Annotated in this window: 14 protein-coding genes; 13 read left to right on the top strand and 1 reads right to left on the bottom strand. The window is 63.6% G+C overall.

Annotated elements, in window-relative coordinates:
- Positions 1-162: 162 nt before the first annotated feature.
- The 8 genes from F0185_RS24155 to F0185_RS24120 all read left to right on the top strand — a co-directional run bounded on the left by F0185_RS24155 (position 163) and on the right by F0185_RS24120 (position 10,690).
- The gene (locus F0185_RS24155; protein WP_370664058.1) at positions 163-2,982 is read left to right on the top strand and encodes a motility hub landmark protein FimV; all 2,820 of its coding nucleotides are present in this window, start codon (positions 163-165) and stop codon (positions 2,980-2,982) included.
- 39 nt (positions 2,983-3,021) lie between these two features.
- Positions 3,022-3,819: a tRNA pseudouridine(38-40) synthase TruA gene (gene truA / locus F0185_RS24150; RefSeq protein ID WP_167228765.1), complete on the top strand. Its 798-nt coding sequence runs from the start codon at positions 3,022-3,024 to the stop codon at positions 3,817-3,819.
- Positions 3,820-3,828: 9 nt separating this feature from the next.
- Complete coding sequence (locus F0185_RS24145; RefSeq protein ID WP_167228763.1) at positions 3,829-4,491, top strand: phosphoribosylanthranilate isomerase; 663 nt, start codon at positions 3,829-3,831, stop codon at positions 4,489-4,491.
- 465 nt (positions 4,492-4,956) lie between these two features.
- Positions 4,957-6,204 carry a tryptophan synthase subunit beta gene (trpB, locus tag F0185_RS24140; protein ID WP_167228761.1) on the top strand — a complete coding sequence of 416 codons (1,248 nt, stop codon included), beginning with the start codon at positions 4,957-4,959 and terminating at the stop codon, positions 6,202-6,204.
- 50 nt (positions 6,205-6,254) lie between these two features.
- The gene (trpA, locus tag F0185_RS24135) at positions 6,255-7,061 is read left to right on the top strand and encodes a tryptophan synthase subunit alpha (protein WP_167228759.1); all 807 of its coding nucleotides are present in this window, start codon (positions 6,255-6,257) and stop codon (positions 7,059-7,061) included.
- A 37-nt stretch (positions 7,062-7,098) separates the two neighbouring features.
- The gene (locus F0185_RS24130) at positions 7,099-7,488 is read left to right on the top strand and encodes a type II toxin-antitoxin system RelE/ParE family toxin (protein ID WP_308624244.1); all 390 of its coding nucleotides are present in this window, start codon (positions 7,099-7,101) and stop codon (positions 7,486-7,488) included.
- 10 nt (positions 7,489-7,498) lie between these two features.
- Positions 7,499-7,882 (top strand): addiction module antidote protein, encoded by a 384-nt coding sequence (locus tag F0185_RS24125; protein ID WP_167228753.1) that lies wholly within the window; start codon positions 7,499-7,501, stop codon positions 7,880-7,882.
- A gap of 270 nt (positions 7,883-8,152) precedes the next feature.
- Positions 8,153-10,690, top strand: coding sequence for a cellulose binding domain-containing protein (locus F0185_RS24120; protein ID WP_167228751.1), 2,538 nt, complete (start codon positions 8,153-8,155; stop codon positions 10,688-10,690).
- 85 nt (positions 10,691-10,775) lie between these two features.
- Here the strand turns inward: F0185_RS24120 and F0185_RS24115 are convergent, their stop codons facing one another.
- A complete protein-coding gene (locus tag F0185_RS24115; RefSeq protein ID WP_167228749.1) occupies positions 10,776-10,997 on the bottom strand; it encodes a TIGR02450 family Trp-rich protein in 222 nt (73 codons plus the stop codon).
- A 185-nt stretch (positions 10,998-11,182) separates the two neighbouring features.
- Between F0185_RS24115 and accD the strand changes: the two genes are divergently transcribed.
- The 5 genes from accD (at position 11,183) to purF (ending at position 16,617) form a co-directional block, all read left to right on the top strand.
- Positions 11,183-12,055, top strand: coding sequence for an acetyl-CoA carboxylase, carboxyltransferase subunit beta (accD, locus tag F0185_RS24110; protein WP_166891718.1), 873 nt, complete (start codon positions 11,183-11,185; stop codon positions 12,053-12,055).
- Positions 12,056-12,161: 106 nt separating this feature from the next.
- The gene (folC, locus tag F0185_RS24105; protein WP_167228747.1) at positions 12,162-13,460 is read left to right on the top strand and encodes a bifunctional tetrahydrofolate synthase/dihydrofolate synthase; all 1,299 of its coding nucleotides are present in this window, start codon (positions 12,162-12,164) and stop codon (positions 13,458-13,460) included.
- Between the two features lie 10 nt (positions 13,461-13,470).
- Complete coding sequence (locus tag F0185_RS24100) at positions 13,471-14,550, top strand: SPOR domain-containing protein (protein WP_167228745.1); 1,080 nt, start codon at positions 13,471-13,473, stop codon at positions 14,548-14,550.
- Positions 14,551-14,575: 25 nt separating this feature from the next.
- Positions 14,576-15,061 carry a CvpA family protein gene (locus F0185_RS24095; protein WP_167228743.1) on the top strand — a complete coding sequence of 162 codons (486 nt, stop codon included), beginning with the start codon at positions 14,576-14,578 and terminating at the stop codon, positions 15,059-15,061.
- Between the two features lie 35 nt (positions 15,062-15,096).
- The gene (gene purF, locus F0185_RS24090; protein ID WP_166891707.1) at positions 15,097-16,617 is read left to right on the top strand and encodes an amidophosphoribosyltransferase; all 1,521 of its coding nucleotides are present in this window, start codon (positions 15,097-15,099) and stop codon (positions 16,615-16,617) included.

The raw sequence follows: 16,617 nt of genomic DNA, 5'->3' as shown, positions 1-16,617 counted from the left end.
CCAAAAACTTGCATGCTCTAGAGCATGATGATATGTTGAGACCTCCGGGAAACCAGCCTTCTCCCCCGTCAACTCAAGATGCCGCCAACTATGCATTTAAACACTCGCTCCAAGCTCACTTCGTTCGCGTTGAAAACCCTCACAGGCGCGGTCGCCAGTGCTGTGTTTCTTTCTTCCTCAGCATACGCGGCGGGTCTCGGTAAACTGACCGTCCTGTCCGCGCTCGGCCAGCCCCTGAACGCAGAGATCGAACTGACCTCGGTTGCCAATGATGAAGCGAGCGGTTTGGTCGCCAAGCTGGCCCCGGCGGAAGCCTTCCGTCAAGCCAATATCGATTTCAATCCCGCCCTGCTGTCGCTGCGTTTCAGCGTCGAGCAGCGTGGCGGGCGCCAGTTCATCAAAGTCACCTCGTCGCAGCCGGTTAACGAACCGTTCGTCGACATGCTGCTCGAATTGAGCTGGGGTTCGTCGGGCCGCCTGGTGCGCGAATACACCTTCCTGCTCGATCCTGTCGAAATGCGTACGACCCAGACCGCGCAAGTATCCGCGCCGGTCGACGTGCTCTCGCAGGGTAGCCGCGCCACTGGCGCCACTGGCACCAAACCGAATTCCAAGGCCGACAAGGCTGCCGCCAAAGCCGCAGCCGCCGCTGCCGCAGCCGCCGCCAAGGCAGACGCCAAGGCGGAGGCGAAAGCCGACGCCGCCCCGGCCGAGCCAAAATCGCAGGAGCCGCGCCGTGCAGGCGGCGGCGCCGGCAAGAATGCGGGCGAGAGCGACTACCAGGTCAAGCGCGGCGACACGCTGGGCAAGATCGCAGCGCAGATCAAGCCGGCCGATATTTCGCTCGACATGATGCTGGTCGCACTGTACCGCGCCAATCCGGACGCGTTTGCAGGCAATAACATGAACCGCCTGAAATCGGGCCAGATCCTGTCGGTGCCGGAAGCGGCCGCGATCAAGGGTTCGGACGGCGAAGCGCGTGGCGTCGTGGTGGCCCATGCCGCCGACTTCAACGCCTACCGCAACAAGCTGGCCGGCCAGGTCGCCAGCGGCGCCGCCGACAAGCAGCCTGAAAAGACCCAGAGCGCGACCGGCAAGATCACCGCCAAGGTGGCCGAGCGCCCGACCGCCGCCAACGCATCGCAAGACCAGCTCAAGCTGTCGAAAGCGACCGGCCCGGCCGACGCCGCCGCCGGCAAAACCGGCGCGCTCACGCCGGAAGACAAGATCGCCAAAGAGCGCGCCATGGCCGAAGCGACCAAGCGCGTCAAGGAACTTGAAAAGAACGTCGGCGACCTCGAAAAGATCGTCACCGTCAAGAGCAAGAACGGCGCCGCCGCCACTACCCCGGCTGTTCCGGCTACGCCGGCTGTTGCGCCAAAACCGTCGATCACCGAAGCGGTCAGCACCAAGCCGCCGGTCACCGCGCCAGCGGTCGCCACGCCGCCAGCGGTCGTCACGCCGCCTGCGGTTACGCCGCCCGTGGCCAGCACGCCAGTAGCCAGCACGCCCGCGGTGACCCCGCCTGTGGCGGCCGACACGCCGCCGGCAGTCGCCCCGGTTGCGCCGGTCGCCAAGCCGGTGGTCAAGCCGGCGCCGCCGCCGGCCGATCCAAGCTTCTTCGATATGCTGATGGAGAACATCGTCCTCGTTGGCGCTGTCATCGTCGCCCTGCTCGCGGGCCTGTTCGGCCTGTCGAAATGGCGCGAGCGCAAGCAGGTCGAGCGCAATCCGTCGGAGCCGTCGATCCTCGGCGCGCCGACCGACCAGGCGCACTCCCTGTTCGCCGAAACCGGCGGCCAGAGCGTCGACACCAACAACAGCGTGTTCAACTCCAGCTTCGCCCCATCGGCCAGCCAGCTCGACACCAATGAAGTCGATCCGGTCGCCGAAGCCGACGTCTATATCGCCTACGGCCGCGACGCCCAGGCTGAAGAGATACTCAAGGAAGCGCTGCGCACCCATCCCGACCGTTATCCGGTCCGTCTGAAACTGCTCGAAATCTACGCTGCCCGCAAGGACCAGCGCGCATTCGAAAGCCAGGCCAGCGAACTGTATGGCATGACCAAGGGCCAGGGCGACGAGTGGGCGCAAGCTGCCGCGCTGGGCCTGTCGATCGACGCCATGAATCCGCTGTACGCCAGCGCCGGCAGCAACGCGCCGGCCGGCGATGCGGGCCAGCCAGTGGCCCTGGCCGACCAGTTCGACGCCTCGGCGATCGACAACGGTCCGCACAGCGCACTGATGGACCTCGACCTCGACCTGGGCAAGGATGACACCGTGACCCCGGCGCCAGTCGTCGCTGCCGCGCCACCGGCCAAGATGGAAGAGGAGCACACGCTCGACTTCGACCTCGGTGGCCTGAGCTTCGAGCCAGTGACCAATACCGCGCCAGCGGCCACGCCGGCGGCGGAAGTACTGGACGAGCATCACCTGTCGTTCGACACGCCGACGGCAGCCCCGGCCCGCGTCGACCTGGTCAAGGAAGAAACGCCGGACATGGACTTCAACATGGACTTCAATGCGCCGTCGACCAGCGCACCGGCGGCCAGCACGGTCAGCCTGTCCAAGCCGGCGGCCGATGATTTCGACCTCGATGGCATGAACTTCGAACTGCCGCAGGACACGCCTGGCGCTGCGCCAAGCCTGGCCAACGGCGATCCTTTTGCGGCCGACCGGGCTGCCAGGGCCGAAGCGGCGCCGGACTTCGACATGCATTCGCTCGACCTCGACCTGCCGGCCAACGCCAGCGCCGAAGCGACCGCACTGCCTGACTTCGACGATATCGGCAGCGCCGGTAATGCACCAGCGGGCGAACTGACGCCGGTCCAGATGGAGATGGAGACCAAGCTTGACCTGGCCATCGCCTATCAGGAAATCGGCGACAAGGAAGGTGCGCGCGAACTGCTCGACGAAGTCATCAAAGGCGGCAGTGCCGCCCAGGTGGCGAAGGCGAACGACATGCGTATCAAACTGGCATAATCGCTGTCTTGATGAACCACGGCTGTTACTGGACTTAGATTGAAGCGAATAGCACTCGGAGTCCAGTACGACGGTACCGCCTTCAACGGCTACCAGAAGCAGCCAGACCGCAACACGGTGCAGGACCGGCTCGAAATCGCGCTCGAAAAATTCGCGCGCGTCGAGCTCGGTACCACCTGCGCCGGCCGTACCGATACCGGCGTGCACGCGCTTGAACAGGTGGTCCACTTCGACACCGACCTCTCGCGCGGCATGCAGTCCTGGGTACGCGGCGTGAACGCCTTTTTGCCCGACGCGATTGCCGTGCGTTGGGCCACCGAAGTGCCCGAGCATCCGGGGCAGGAATTCCACGCCCGCTTCGCCGCCTTTGCGCGCACCTATCACTACGTCCTGTACAACAATCCGATCCGCTCGCCGCTGCTGGTGGGCCGCGCCGGCTGGGTGTTTCGCCCGCTCGACGTGGACCTGATGCGCGCCGCCGCGCAATTCCTGGTCGGCACGCACGATTTTTCCGCCTTCCGTTCCTCGCAGTGCCAGGCCAAGTCGCCGGTCAAGCAGATGCACGCGGTGAACATCGAGCGCCATGGTGAAGTCATCGTGTTCACCCTGCGCGCCAGCGCCTTCCTGCACCACATGGTGCGCAACCTGATCGGCTCCCTGATCTACGTCGGCCAGGGCCGCCACACGCCGGCATGGATGAAGGATGTACTGGAAGGGCGCGACCGCAACGACGCCGCGCCCACTTTCATGCCCGATGGCCTGTATCTGGCCAAGATCGATTACGATCCCAAATGGGGTTTGCCGCACGAGGCGGCCCGTCCACTGCCCTGGTTCTGAAGGCCGCTCATGCAACGCACACGCATCAAGATTTGCGGGCTCACGCGCCCGCAGGACGTCCAGGCCGCAGTGGCCGCTGGCGCGGACGCACTCGGTTTCGTGTTCTATGCAAAAAGCCCGCGCTACGTGACGGCGGCGCAGGCCGGCGCCTTGATGTCGGCCGTGCCGCCGTTTGTCTCCACCGTGGCGCTGTTCGTCAACGCCAGCATCGACGAGGTGAGGGCGGTGGCCGCCGTGGCGCCTTTCGCACAGCTGCAGTTCCATGGCGATGAAACGGTGGAGCAGTGCGCGGCCATTGCCGCCGCCGTGGGCAAGCCGTTCATGCGCGTGCTGCGCGTGCGCCCCGAGACGAGCGGCGCCGACCTGCTGGCCGAAGAGGCGCTGTGCCGCGCCGCCAGCCCGCTGTTTTCAGGCCTGCTGCTCGATACCTTCGTCGACGCCTACGGCGGCGCCGGCAAAGTGTTCGACTGGGGCGTGATACCGGCCGGGCTGGCGCCGCGCGTGGTCTTGAGTGGCGGCCTGACGGTCGACAGCGTGGCCGGCGCGGTGCGCCAGGTGCGCCCGTACGCGGTCGATATCAGCAGCGGCGTGGAACAGGCCAAGGGCATCAAGGATGGCGCCAAAATCGACGCCTTTGCGGCCGCCGTGCGGATGGCCGACCGCGAGGGCTGAAACGCCTGGTGCGTCGGCGCCACCACACGTGGCGCCGATTTGCTAGAATACGTTCAACAATACCGCATCACCCGTCACCTTCCTCCGGCTTTTGCCCCGGAGCGCGTGACCTCCACGGTGGTGCAGGAAAGGCTGCGATGGTTTCTCATTCAAAAAGAACGCGCGCCTCGGGTCGTTTTGTGTGGTGGCTCGGGCGTACCAAACGCGATTGACGCGGGGCTAAGTAAGTGCGCATAAATTCTTGTAATTTCTAGCTTCCATAAGCGGCGCCTTGCTGCGTTGCCCACCACTAGCAGTGCTCGCACTGCGTCGCGGCGTGCGCCTTGCAAGGCATCCGCTTCTGTTCGCTATAAATCACAATAATTTCTGCACACTTACTTAGTCACGCCCCTGTATCACCAGCCATGACCGCCGCCTTTGCGCCGCGGTCTGTCAGCCGATATCACCTTCGAAAGCGAGTACCCCATGAAAGACGCACCTGCGCGCGCTGCGGCCGCCCCGATTTTCCAGACCACCGACTACCAGCTGCCCGATGCGCGCGGCCACTTCGGCCCCTACGGCGGTTCGTTTGTCGCCGAAACGCTGACCCACGCACTGGCCGAGCTGAAAGAAGCCTACGCCAAATACAGCCACGATCCCGAATTTCTCGACGAATTTCGCTATGAACTCAAGCACTTCGTCGGCCGTCCGTCGCCGATCTACCACGCCAAGCGCTGGTCCGAGCAGCAGGGCGGGGCGCAGATCTTCTTCAAGCGCGAAGACCTGAACCACACCGGCGCGCACAAGATCAATAACGTCATCGGCCAGGCATTGCTGGCCAAGCGCATGGGTAAACCACGCATCATCGCCGAAACCGGCGCCGGCCAGCACGGCGTGGCCACGGCCACCATCTGCGCCCGTTTCGGGCTCGAATGCGTGGTCTACATGGGCAGCGAAGACGTCAAGCGCCAGGCCCAGAACGTGTACCGCATGAAGCTGCTCGGCGCGACCGTGGTGCCGGTGGAGTCGGGCTCGAAGACGCTCAAGGATGCGCTCAATGAAGCCATGCGCGACTGGGTCACCAACATTGAAAACACCTTCTACATCATTGGCACGGTGGCCGGCCCGCACCCGTATCCGATGATGGTGCGCGACTTCCAGTCGGTGATCGGCGAGGAATGCCTGGTGCAGATGCCGGAACTGACCGGACGCCAGCCCGACTACGTGCTGGCCTGTATCGGCGGCGGCTCGAACGCGATGGGGATTTTTTATCCTTACATCGACGACAAGAACGTCAAGTTGATCGGGGTCGAAGCGGCCGGCGAAGGGCTCGACTCGGGCAAGCATTCGGCTTCGCTCACGGCCGGCATTCCGGGCGTCTTGCACGGCAACCGCACCTACCTGCTGCAGGATGAAAACGGCCAGATCATCGAGACGCACTCGGTGTCGGCCGGCCTCGATTATCCGGGCGTGGGACCGGAGCACGCGTGGTTGAAGGACCTGGGGCGCGCGCAGTATGTGTCGGTGACCGACGACGAAGCGCTGCAGGCATTCCACGACTGCTGCCATATCGAAGGCATCATCCCGGCGCTCGAATCGTCGCACGCGCTGGCGTATGCGGCCAAGCTGGCGGCGACCTTGCCCAAGGACCAGCTGATCCTGGTGAACCTGTCGGGCCGCGGCGACAAGGACATGCACACCGTGGCGGAGCGGATGGGGCTCGATTTCAGCTGAGTTTTTGCTGCTGTCCGACCTTTTCGATCACACTACAAGAAAGCATCGCCATGTCCAGAATCGCACCAACCTTTGCCGCTTTGGCGGCCAGTAAAAAAACCGCGCTCGTCACCTTTATCACGGCCGGCGATCCAGGCCCCGAGATGACCGTGCCGCTGATGCACGCTCTGGTTGCCGGCGGCGCCGACATCCTCGAACTGGGGGTGCCGTTTTCCGATCCGATGGCCGAAGGGCCGGTGATCCAGCGCGCCTGCGAGCGCGCGCTCAAGTTCAACGTCGGCCTCGGCGACGTGTTCGGCTACGTGCGCGAGTTCCGCAAGACCAACCAGGGCACGCCGGTGGTGCTGATGGGGTATGCCAATCCGATCGAGCGGATCGGGCCCGATGCGTTTATCGCCAAGGCCAAGGAAGCCGGCGCGGATGGCGCCATCGTGGTCGATTATCCGCCCGAGGAATGCGAAGAATTCGCCACGGCGATGCGCGCTTCCGGCCTCGACCTGATCTTCCTGCTGGCGCCGACGTCGACCCCGGAGCGCATCGCGCAGGTGGCCAAGTTCGGCAGCGGTTTTAGTTATTATGTGTCGCTCAAGGGCGTCACGGGCGCCGGCAATATCGACGTGGCCGATGTGGCGCGCCGCCTGGCGCCGATCCGCGAGCACGTCAAGCTGCCGATCGGCGTGGGCTTCGGGATTCGCGATGGCGAGACCGCCAGGGCGGTGGCCCAGGTGGCCGACGCGGTGGTGATCGGCAGCCGCATCATCCAGGAGATCGAAGCGACGCCGAAGGATCAGGCGGTGGAGGCGGTCCAGCGTTTCGTGGCGGGAATCCGTAGCGCGCTCGATCACCGGGAAGCTTGATCCAGGTCGACTCGTGCGTTGTGGCGGTGTCGGTAGAATGGGTCTTGGATCACCTCCTGGACCCGTCAAAAAGGACGTTCATCAGGTCCGATTGACATGGTTTATTCGACCGCCTACACTAAAAATGTTCACTCTGCTCTTCCATCCCGAGTTTACCAAGTTCTTTCTGGGGATCAAGGATAAGACCACCCAACTTCGTGTCAATGCCAGGCTCGTAAAAATGAGACAAGGTCTGCTTGGCGACGTCGAGCCCATTGGGGACGGCGTCTGGGAGGCAAAGATCGATTTCGGCGCCGGCTGGAGAATCTATTTCATACAAACCGGATACGAAATTCTTTTTCTTCTCGGCGGTGGCACCAAGAAGGGCCAGCAAAAGGATATCGATGCGGCGAGAAAGCTCGCCAGGGCGTTGAAGAACAAACCGTAGGGTGTCGAGCATGAAAACAGCACACATTGTCAGTTCGGTGGAAGACGAGTTCGACATGGACCTTATCCGTACTTTTCCTTGCTTCGAGCCTGCGGATTATCTCGATTCCGAGGAAGCCATTGTCGGCTTCGTGAATGTTTTCTTGGAAGAAGACGATACATCGATGCTGGTGCACGCCCTGGAAACGGTAGCGCAGGCTCCGGGAATGCTAGGAACGGACGAATTATCCGCATCGACGCGCGAAGAGTTGTTCGTTGCGCTCCGCGAGGAGAGTTCTCCGCGCCTTGATACCGTCATGCGCGTGATGAAGTCGCTAGGGCTGCGCCTGGTTGTCGAGCCTGTCGGGACGGCCAGTGACTCCACGCCGCTCAGCGAAACGCCAGAAACTCCTTGACCGCCTGACCATGACCTGCATCGGCCTTGCTGTCGATGCATCGCCTTGCTGCGCACTTTTCATTCCGGCCGAAAACCCTGCTTCAACTCCCATCATCACCTCTTGCTTACGGCTTGCACATTTTGCCCGTAAACCATGCTAATTCGTCCATTTTCCGCCGTTTTCCTCGCAAAATAAAGATTAGACACAGGTACATACGGGGCATAGCATACCTTCGCTCACGCCTGAAAACGTTTTCAATTCCAACGCCACCAAGAAAAGCGAACCCCCATGACATTCATGCATCGACTCTCGACCATTGCGGCGGCCTGCGCGCTGTGCGCCGCCGCCTCCGCACCGGCGTCCGCCGCGTCCGAAACTTACCAATGGAACAGTGTCGCCATGGGCGGCGGCGGTTTCGTCTCGGCGGTGATTCCGAGCAAGACCCAAAAGGGCCTGGCCTACGCCCGCACCGACGTCGGCGGCGCTTACCGCTGGGACAATACGGCCGCGCGCTGGGTGCCACTGCTGGACTGGGCGTCGGAAGACGAGACGGGCCTGCTGGGCGTGGAGTCGATCACGCTCGACCCTAAAAATCCCGCAAAGCTGTACATGCTGGCCGGCATCAGCTACTTCAACAACGGCAAGACCATGATCCTGCGTTCTTCGGATTACGGCAAAACCTTCATCAAGACCGATGTGTCGGCCCTGTTCAAGGCGCACGGCAACGGCATGGGCCGCCAGACCGGCGAACGCCTGCAGGTCGATCCCGGTTCGAGCAACATCTTGTACGTGGGCACGCGCGCCAACGGCCTGTTCAAGAGCACCGACAGCGGCGCCACCTGGGCCCGCCTGTCCAGCCTGAACGTGACCACCACGCCCAACGAAAACGGCATTAACTTCGTCGCGCTCGATCCGTCCAGCGTGGTCAATGGCGCGGCGCAGCGCATCGTGGTCGGCGTGTCGCGCTTCGGCTACGTGGCCCCCAACCTGTACCGCAGCAACGATGGCGGCCAGACCTTCGCGCCAGTCGCCGGTGCCCCAACCGACCTGATGCCGCAACGCGCGGCGCGCGCCAGCGACGGCAACCTGTACGTCACCTACGCCAACGGCGCCGGTCCGCACGGTCACTGGGCGCAGCCGGAACCGATGGACCGCGGCCAGATCTGGAAATACAACGTGGGCACCGGCGCCTGGACCAATGTGACCCCGGCCGGTGTGGGCTCGGCGTTCAGCGGCATCAGCGTGGCGCCCGATAATCCGAACAACCTGGTGGCTTCGACCGTCAACACCTACCAACAGCAGGGCAACGCCTGGGGCGACCGCATCTACACCTCGACCAATGGCGGCGCCAGCTGGACCGACGTGATCGCGCGCGGCTTCGCCAAGGATAGCGCGGGCGTGTCCTGGGTCGGCGACAAGGCGATTCACTGGGCTGGCACGGTCGAGCTCGATCCATTCGATACCAAGGCGGCGTGGGTGTCGTCCGGTAACGGTATCTTCAAAACGGCCAACATCAACGCCACCCCGGCCACCTGGACCTTCAATGTGGCCGGGCTGGAAGAAACGGTGCCGCTCAACCTGGTCAGCATCCCGGGCGGGCCGCTGGTGTCGGCCATTGGCGACTACGATGGCTTCCGCCACACCGACACCAGCCGCTACGCGCCGATCCACATGCCGTCGATCGGCACCACGACCGGCCTCGACTTCGCCGCGCGCAAGACCTCGGTACTGGCGCGTGCCGGCGGCAACGATGCGCCGGGCATGTATTACTCGACCGATACGGGCGTCACCTGGAAGAAGAGTGCGGTGATGAACGGCAAGAACGGCCAGGTCGCGCTTTCGTCGGATGGCGCCGTGCTGCTGCACAGTCCCGACAATTCGGCCACCAGCTACCGCTCGACCGACTTCGGCGCCAGCTGGACCAGCGTTAGTGGCTTGAACGCGAGCAGCGCCCGCCCGGTGGCCGACGCTGTCAATCCGCGCAAGTTTTATGCGTATGACAATGGCCGCGTGTTCGTCAGTACCGATGGCGGCGTCTCGTTCGCACCAAAAGCGAGCTTGCAATCTGGCGGCTCGAAAGTCATCCGCGCCGTACCGAACCGCGAAGGCGAGCTGTGGGTGCCGTTGAACGGCGCGGGTCTCGCGCGCTCGACCGATTCCGGCGCAACCTTCAGCAGCATCGGCAGCGTCAGCTACGCGGGCGCGGTCGGCTTCGGCGCGGCCGCTGCGGGCGCAAGCTTCCCGACGGTATATATATGGGGTACGGTGGGCGGCGTGAAGGGCGTGCACCGCTCGGTTGACGCCGGCGCCACCTGGGTGCGGGTCAATGATGATGCCCACCAGTACGGCGGCCCGGCCAATGGCCAGTTCGTCGTCGGCGACATGAACCGTTACGGCGTGGTGTATATGAGTACCGCCGGACGCGGCATCGCCATGGGTGTGCCTGGCGGCGCCACCACGCCGCCGATCGATCCACCGCCACCGGTCGAACCGCCGCCAACGCCGACGCCAACGGCTCAGTGCGTCTACCAGGTGCGCAGCCAATGGCCGGGGGGATTCAACGGGGCGGTGCAGATCACCAACCGCGGCAGCGCCGCCATGAACGGCTGGAGCGTGAGCTGGACTTATTCGGATGGCTCGAAAGTGGCGAGTATGTGGAACGCGGTCTTGAGCGGCAGCAATCCGTACACCGCGAGCAATGTCGGCTGGAACGCGGTGATCCAGCCTGGCCAGACCGTCGAGTTCGGCTTCCAAGGGACCAGCGGCAGCGCCGGTAGCCAGGTGCCGGTGCTGGGCGGTTCGGCCTGTGCCAAGGCAAAAAAGTAAGCGGTTACTCCGTGTCACTCTTGCGCGATGTGAATACTCACTAGCGCCGCAATGCAGCCGGATCGATGATTCGGCTGTTTCTTTCCTATACCCAGCCCTGGCGCCACAGCGTGTCGTCGCGCAGGGTTTCCCATGCGATGCGCCGCGTTTGCCGGCTGTGCACGGCATCGATATCGACCCATTCTACAGGGCCGCCCGGCGCCTCGGGCTCGACCACCTTGGTCACGAGAAAGTGCTTCTCCTTGTTCACAGGCGCCAGCGCCGTCCATTTCGAAAGCAGTAATTTTTTAGGATGCAAGGGATTCATGCCCGGAGCATAGCGCATCGCATGAGTTCGCGCCGCACGGGGAACCCTTCGACACCGTGCGCATCGAACAGCAGTACCAGTAGTGAAAACAATGCCAGATAAGCAATTTCCATCCCGTTGTGTTCGACAAGCAGTGTCTTACCGGCTAAACTACCGACCACTAAGATGCCGCAGAAGGAGAATGTATGAGTTGGTTAGAGAAACTACTGCCCCCACGAATCCAGCGTTCCGACGCTGCCGCGCGCAAGACCATGCCCGAAGGCCTGTGGGTCAAGTGCCCTTCCTGCGAAGCCGTTTTGTACCGTACCGACCTCGAATCGAATCTTCACGTCTGCCCGAAATGCAGCCACCACATGCGCATCCGCGCACGCGAGCGCCTTGACGGCCTGCTCGACGAAGGCGGGCGCTACGAAATCGGCCAGGAAACCCTGCCGGTCGACACGCTCAAGTTCAAAGACAGCAAAAAATACCCTGAGCGCCTGAAAGCGGCGATGGAAGCGACCGGCGAGACCGATGCGCTGATCGTCATGGGCGGCGCCATCATGAGCCTGCCGGTGGTCGTGGCCGCCTTCGAATTCGAATTCATGGGCGGCTCCATGGGCTCCGTGGTCGGCGAGCGCTTCGTGCGCGGCGCCCAGATCGCGATCGAGCAAAAAGTGCCGTTCATCTGCATCACCGCCACCGGCGGCGCGCGCATGCAAGAGGGTTTGCTGTCGCTGATGCAAATGGCAAAAACCACCGCCATGCTGACCAAGCTGTCCGAGAAGAAGCTGCCGTTCATCAGCGTGCTGACCGACCCGACCATGGGCGGCGTGTCGGCCTCGTTCGCCTTCATGGGCGACGTGGTCATCGCCGAACCGAAAGCGCTGATCGGCTTTGCCGGCCCGCGCGTGATCGAGAACACCGTGCGCGAAAAGCTGCCTGAAGGCTTCCAGCGCGCCGAATTCCTGGTCACCAAGGGCGCTGTCGACATGATCGTCGACCGCCGCAAGATGCGCGAAGAAATCGCGCGCCTGCTGGCGCTGCTGCAAGACCAGGCGGTTGAAGTCCTGGCTTGATCGACTAGTCTGACTGGCTCACGCCAGTCGTTTCATCGCGGTTCATGGTGGACGGGCAGGCTTGCCCGGCTCCCATGAGCCGCCGCCGTTTTTACAGGTTCACTCCATGTCCACACTCCCCACCACCTTGCCCGCCTGGCTGGCCCTGCTCGAATCACGCCACGCCGAAATCCACATCAACATGGGCCTGGACCGTGTGCGCCAGGTCAAGCAGCGCATGGGTCTCGCGTTCAGCTGCCCGGTCATCATGGTGGCCGGCACCAACGGCAAGGGCTCGACCTGCTCGATGCTGGAAGCGATCCTGCTGCGCGCCGGCTACAAGGTGGGCCTGTACATCAAGCCGCACTTCCTCGACTTCAACGAGCGTGCCCGCATCAACGGCGACCTGGCATCCGACGAGGCCCTCATCGCCAGCTTCAACGCGGTCGAAGCGCAGCGCGGCGAGACCGACCTGACGTACTTCGAATTCACCACCCTGGCCATCATGCACCTGCTGGCCGGCGCGAACCTCGACGTGGCCATCCTCGAAGTGGGCCTGGGCGGGCGCCTCGACGCGGTCAACGTGATCGACGCCGATGTGGCCATCGTCACGTCGATCGATATCGACCATACCGACTTCCTCGGCACCACGCGCGACGAAATCGGCTTTGAGAAAGCCGGCATTTTCCGCCCCGGTAAAGCGGCCATCTGCAGCGACCCGGTGCCGCCGGCGTCGCTGGTGGCGCACGCCGAAGCGATCGGCGCCGACCTGTGGCTGCTGGGCCGCGACTTCAATTATTCCGGCGACAAGCAGCAGTGGAACTATGGCGGGCGCGAACAGCGCCGCAATTCGCTCGCTTACCCGAGCCTGCGCGGCGCCAACCAGCTGCTCAACGCCGCGGCCGCGCTGGCCGCGCTCGAAGTGCTGCGCCTGGTGCTGCCGGTAGGCGCCCAGGAAGTGCGCACCGGGCTGGTGGTGGTCGAGCTGCCGGGGCGCTTCCAGGTGCTGCCGGGACGCCCGACCGTCATCCTCGACGTCGCCCACAACCCGCACGCGGCGGCGGCGCTGGCCCAGAACCTCGGCAACATGGGCTTCCATCCCTACACCTACGCCGTGTTCGGCATCATGCAGGACAAGGACATCGACGGCGTGATCGCCCCGATGGCCCAATACGTCGACCACTGGTGCGTTGCCAACTTGCCATCGCCGCGCGCGGCCGACCCGGAAACACTGGCCGCTACCCTGGCGGCGCTGCCGCCTGGTGACGCCAAACCGGGGGAGCGCAGCGTCACTACCTTCGCCGATCCGGCCGCAGCTTTTGCAAATGCAATGAGTCGAGCCGGGGAGAATGATAGAATTGTGGTCTTTGGCTCCTTCTACACCGTCGCAGGTGTGATGGCTGCCCGAAAATCCTCACATCACTGAAGAAAAACGCATGGGCTTGTTCTCGTTCCTCAATAAAAACAAGCAAGAATCCACGGAAGATAGTGGCTATTATTCCAAGTCGGACGACGACACCGTCGCCGCCCGTGCCCGTTCCAAACGCGCATCCAGCGCCAACGAACCCGCAGCGCGCCGCAGCAAGGAAGCGCGCGCCGCCGCCGATCCTGTTTTGCCCGAGAAGAAGCGCGCGCGCCGCCGCCTGGTAGGCGCCGTCGCGCTGGCGCTCGGCGTGGCGGTCGGCTTGCCGATGGTGCTCGACTCCGAACCGAAGCCGCTGGCCGGCGACATCGATATCCGCATTCCTTCCAAAGACAAGGTCGCACCGCAGGCCCAGCCGCGCGCCGTGGCCGCCGCCGATGCGCTCGACAAGCGCGAAGAAATCGTCGAGCCGCCGCCGACGCCGCTGGTGACGCTGCCGAAAGAGCGGCCCGTCCCAAAGGAAGCAAAGGAAGTGGCCAGGCCGGTGGTCAAGGCGGAACCGAAGCCGGAACCGAAGCCTGAACCGAAGCCTGAACCGAAGCCTGAACCGAAGCCGGTTATCAAGCCCGAGCCGAAAGTCGTCGCCAAGGTCGAGAAGCCGAAACCCGAGCATAAGGTAGAACACAAAGTCGAACCGAAGGTCGAGCCCAAGCCCGAACCCAAGCCGGAGCCGAAAGTTGCCGAGGTCAAGCGCGTCGAAAAACCGGTCGAAAAAGCCGTCGAGAAGCCGCTTGAAAAGCCGGTCGCCAAGGCGCCGCCCAAGGTCGAGGAAAAGGAAAAGCCGGCCGTCAAGCCGCCGGTGCCGGACGCCCAGCGCGCCATGTCCATCCTCGAAGGCAAGGCGCCCGAGAAAGCGGCCGACGACAACCAGCGCTTCGTGGTGCAGGTTGCGGCGCTCGCGACCCAGGAAAAAGTCAACGAATTGCAGGCCAAGCTGGCTGGCGCGGGCATCCGCTCGTTCACGCACAAGACCTCGACCCAGTCGGGCGACCGGATTCGCGTGCAGGTGGGACCGTTCAACAAAGATGAAGCCGAAAAAGTGCGCGCCAAGTTAAGCAAGATGGGACTGTCGGGCATCATGGTTCCGGGCTGATGGCGCGGATGCGGGCGGACGCAAGGTGACCGAGTTCGATTACGTGGTGCTGGTGATCCTGGTGCCATCCTGCGTCATCGGCATCCTGCGCGGCCTGGTCAAGGAAATCCTGTCGTTGATCAGCTGGGTGGTGGCCTTCGTCGTCGCCAACGCCTTCGGCGCCCAGTTGGCGCCGATGTTGTCCATGATTCCGGGCGAGACGGTGCGCCTGATGGTGGCCTTCGTGGCGCTGTTCCTCGGCGCCCGCATCGTGATGGGACTGATCATGATGGCGGTCGACCTGATGGTCAAGGCCACCGGATTAAGTCCGGTGAACCGCTTGCTGGGCGCCGTGTTCGGGCTCGCGCGCGGGATGGTGATCGTGCTGGCCGCCGTGATCTTGTGCGGCATGACCGACCTGCCCAAGCAGGCATTCTGGACCGGCGCGCTATCGAGCCCCATGGCGGAACAGGGCGCGCGCTTGATAAAGACATTTTTGCCGCCCGAGTTGGCGCGGCATGTACAGTTTTGACATTTTTTAAAATCAGTAGTCTCTAGGAGCGCTTCATGTGTGGCATCGTCGGCGTCGTCTCGAATAACCCCGTCAATCAAGTGCTGTATGACGCTTTGCTGCTGTTGCAGCACCGCGGTCAGGATGCGGCGGGGATCGCAACCAGTCATTCCAATATGTTTTCCATGCACAAGGCCAATGGCCTGGTGCGTGACGTTTTCCGCACGCGGAACATGCGTTCGTTGCAAGGCAATTCGGGCATCGGCCACTGCCGCTATCCGACCGCCGGTTCGTCCAGCGAGGAAGAAGCGCAACCGTTCTACGTGAATGCGCCGTTCGGCATCACGCTCGCGCACAACGGCAACCTGACCAACCAGGAACAGCTCAAGTCCGAGATGTTCCGCAACGACCGCCGCCACATCAACACCGATTCCGACTCGGAAGTGCTGCTCAACGTGCTGGCGCATGAAATCCAGGAATCGACCACCGGCTTCACGCTCGATCCCGACTCGATTTTCAAGGCGGTGGCCGCGGTGCACCGGCGCGTGCGCGGCGCTTACGCCGTCGTCGCCCAGATCGCCGGCCATGGCTTGCTGGCCTTCCGTGATCCGTTCGGCATCCGTCCGCTGTGCATCGGCACCAACGAAACCGACAACGGCACCGAATACCTGGTCGCCAGCGAATCGGTGGCGCTTGAAGGCATGGGCTTCCGCTTCCTGCGCGATATCGCGCCGGGCGAAGCGGTCTTCATCGACATGGACATGAAGCTGCACGAGCGCCAGTGCGCCGACAATCCGTCGCTCAATCCATGCGCGTTCGAGTACGTGTACCTGGCCCGCCCGGACTCGATCCTCGACGGCGCCTCGGTCTACGCCACGCGCCTGAAAATGGGCGAGTACCTGGCCGATAAAGTGCGCCAGCAGTTCAAGTCGGGCGAAATCGACGTGGTCATGCCGATTCCCGATTCCTCGCGTCCGGCCGCGATCCAGCTGGCGCTCAAACTGGGCGTGGAGTACCGCGAAGGCTTCATCAAGAACCGCTACATCGGCCGCACCTTCCTGATGCCGGGCCAGGCGATCCGCCGCAAGTCGGTACGCCAGAAGCTCAACGCCATCGGTTCCGAATTCAAGGGCAAGAACGTGCTGCTGGTCGACGATTCCATCGTGCGCGGCACCACCAGCCAGGAAATCGTGCAGATGGCGCGTGAAGCGGGCGCACGCAACGTATTCTTCGCATCGGCCGCGCCGCCGGTGCTGTTCCCGAACGTGTACGGGATCGACATGCCGACCCGCGATGAACTGATCGCCTACGGCCGCAGCACCGAGGAAGTCTGCCGCGAGATCACGGCCGACGCCCTGGTGTACCAGGATGTCGATGCGCTCAAGCGCGCGATCTCGGACGTCAATCCGGCCCTGACCAGCTTCGAGGCGTCCTGCTTCGATGGCGTGTACGTCACCGGCGACGTGACGCCCGCCTACCTGGACCGGCTGGAATTTGCGCGCCACAATCCGAAAGCCGCACCGGCCGAAGACGCGGCGCGCACCCAGCTGAACCTGAACCTGGCGAACGCCGAGTAA

This window comes from Massilia rubra, from assembly GCF_011682065.1.
GTDB lineage: Bacteria > Pseudomonadota > Gammaproteobacteria > Burkholderiales > Burkholderiaceae_D > Telluria_A > Telluria_A rubra.
The sequence above is the reverse complement of the archived record's forward strand: the minus strand, read 5'-3'. Positions and strand labels throughout refer to the sequence as shown.

Coding starts and splice junctions, on each gene's coding strand:
- folC (WP_167228747.1), top strand. CDS start 12,162: ATGTCCACACTCCCCACCACCTTGCCCGCCTGGCTGGCCCTGCTCGAA.
- F0185_RS24125 (WP_167228753.1), top strand. CDS start 7,499: ATGAAAACAGCACACATTGTCAGTTCGGTGGAAGACGAGTTCGACATG.
- trpA (WP_167228759.1), top strand. CDS start 6,255: ATGTCCAGAATCGCACCAACCTTTGCCGCTTTGGCGGCCAGTAAAAAA.
- trpB (WP_167228761.1), top strand. CDS start 4,957: ATGAAAGACGCACCTGCGCGCGCTGCGGCCGCCCCGATTTTCCAGACC.
- F0185_RS24130 (WP_308624244.1), top strand. CDS start 7,099: ATGGGTCTTGGATCACCTCCTGGACCCGTCAAAAAGGACGTTCATCAG.
- F0185_RS24115 (WP_167228749.1), bottom strand. CDS start 10,997: ATGAATCCCTTGCATCCTAAAAAATTACTGCTTTCGAAATGGACGGCG.
- F0185_RS24120 (WP_167228751.1), top strand. CDS start 8,153: ATGACATTCATGCATCGACTCTCGACCATTGCGGCGGCCTGCGCGCTG.
- F0185_RS24145 (WP_167228763.1), top strand. CDS start 3,829: ATGCAACGCACACGCATCAAGATTTGCGGGCTCACGCGCCCGCAGGAC.
- accD (WP_166891718.1), top strand. CDS start 11,183: ATGAGTTGGTTAGAGAAACTACTGCCCCCACGAATCCAGCGTTCCGAC.
- F0185_RS24100 (WP_167228745.1), top strand. CDS start 13,471: ATGGGCTTGTTCTCGTTCCTCAATAAAAACAAGCAAGAATCCACGGAA.
- purF (WP_166891707.1), top strand. CDS start 15,097: ATGTGTGGCATCGTCGGCGTCGTCTCGAATAACCCCGTCAATCAAGTG.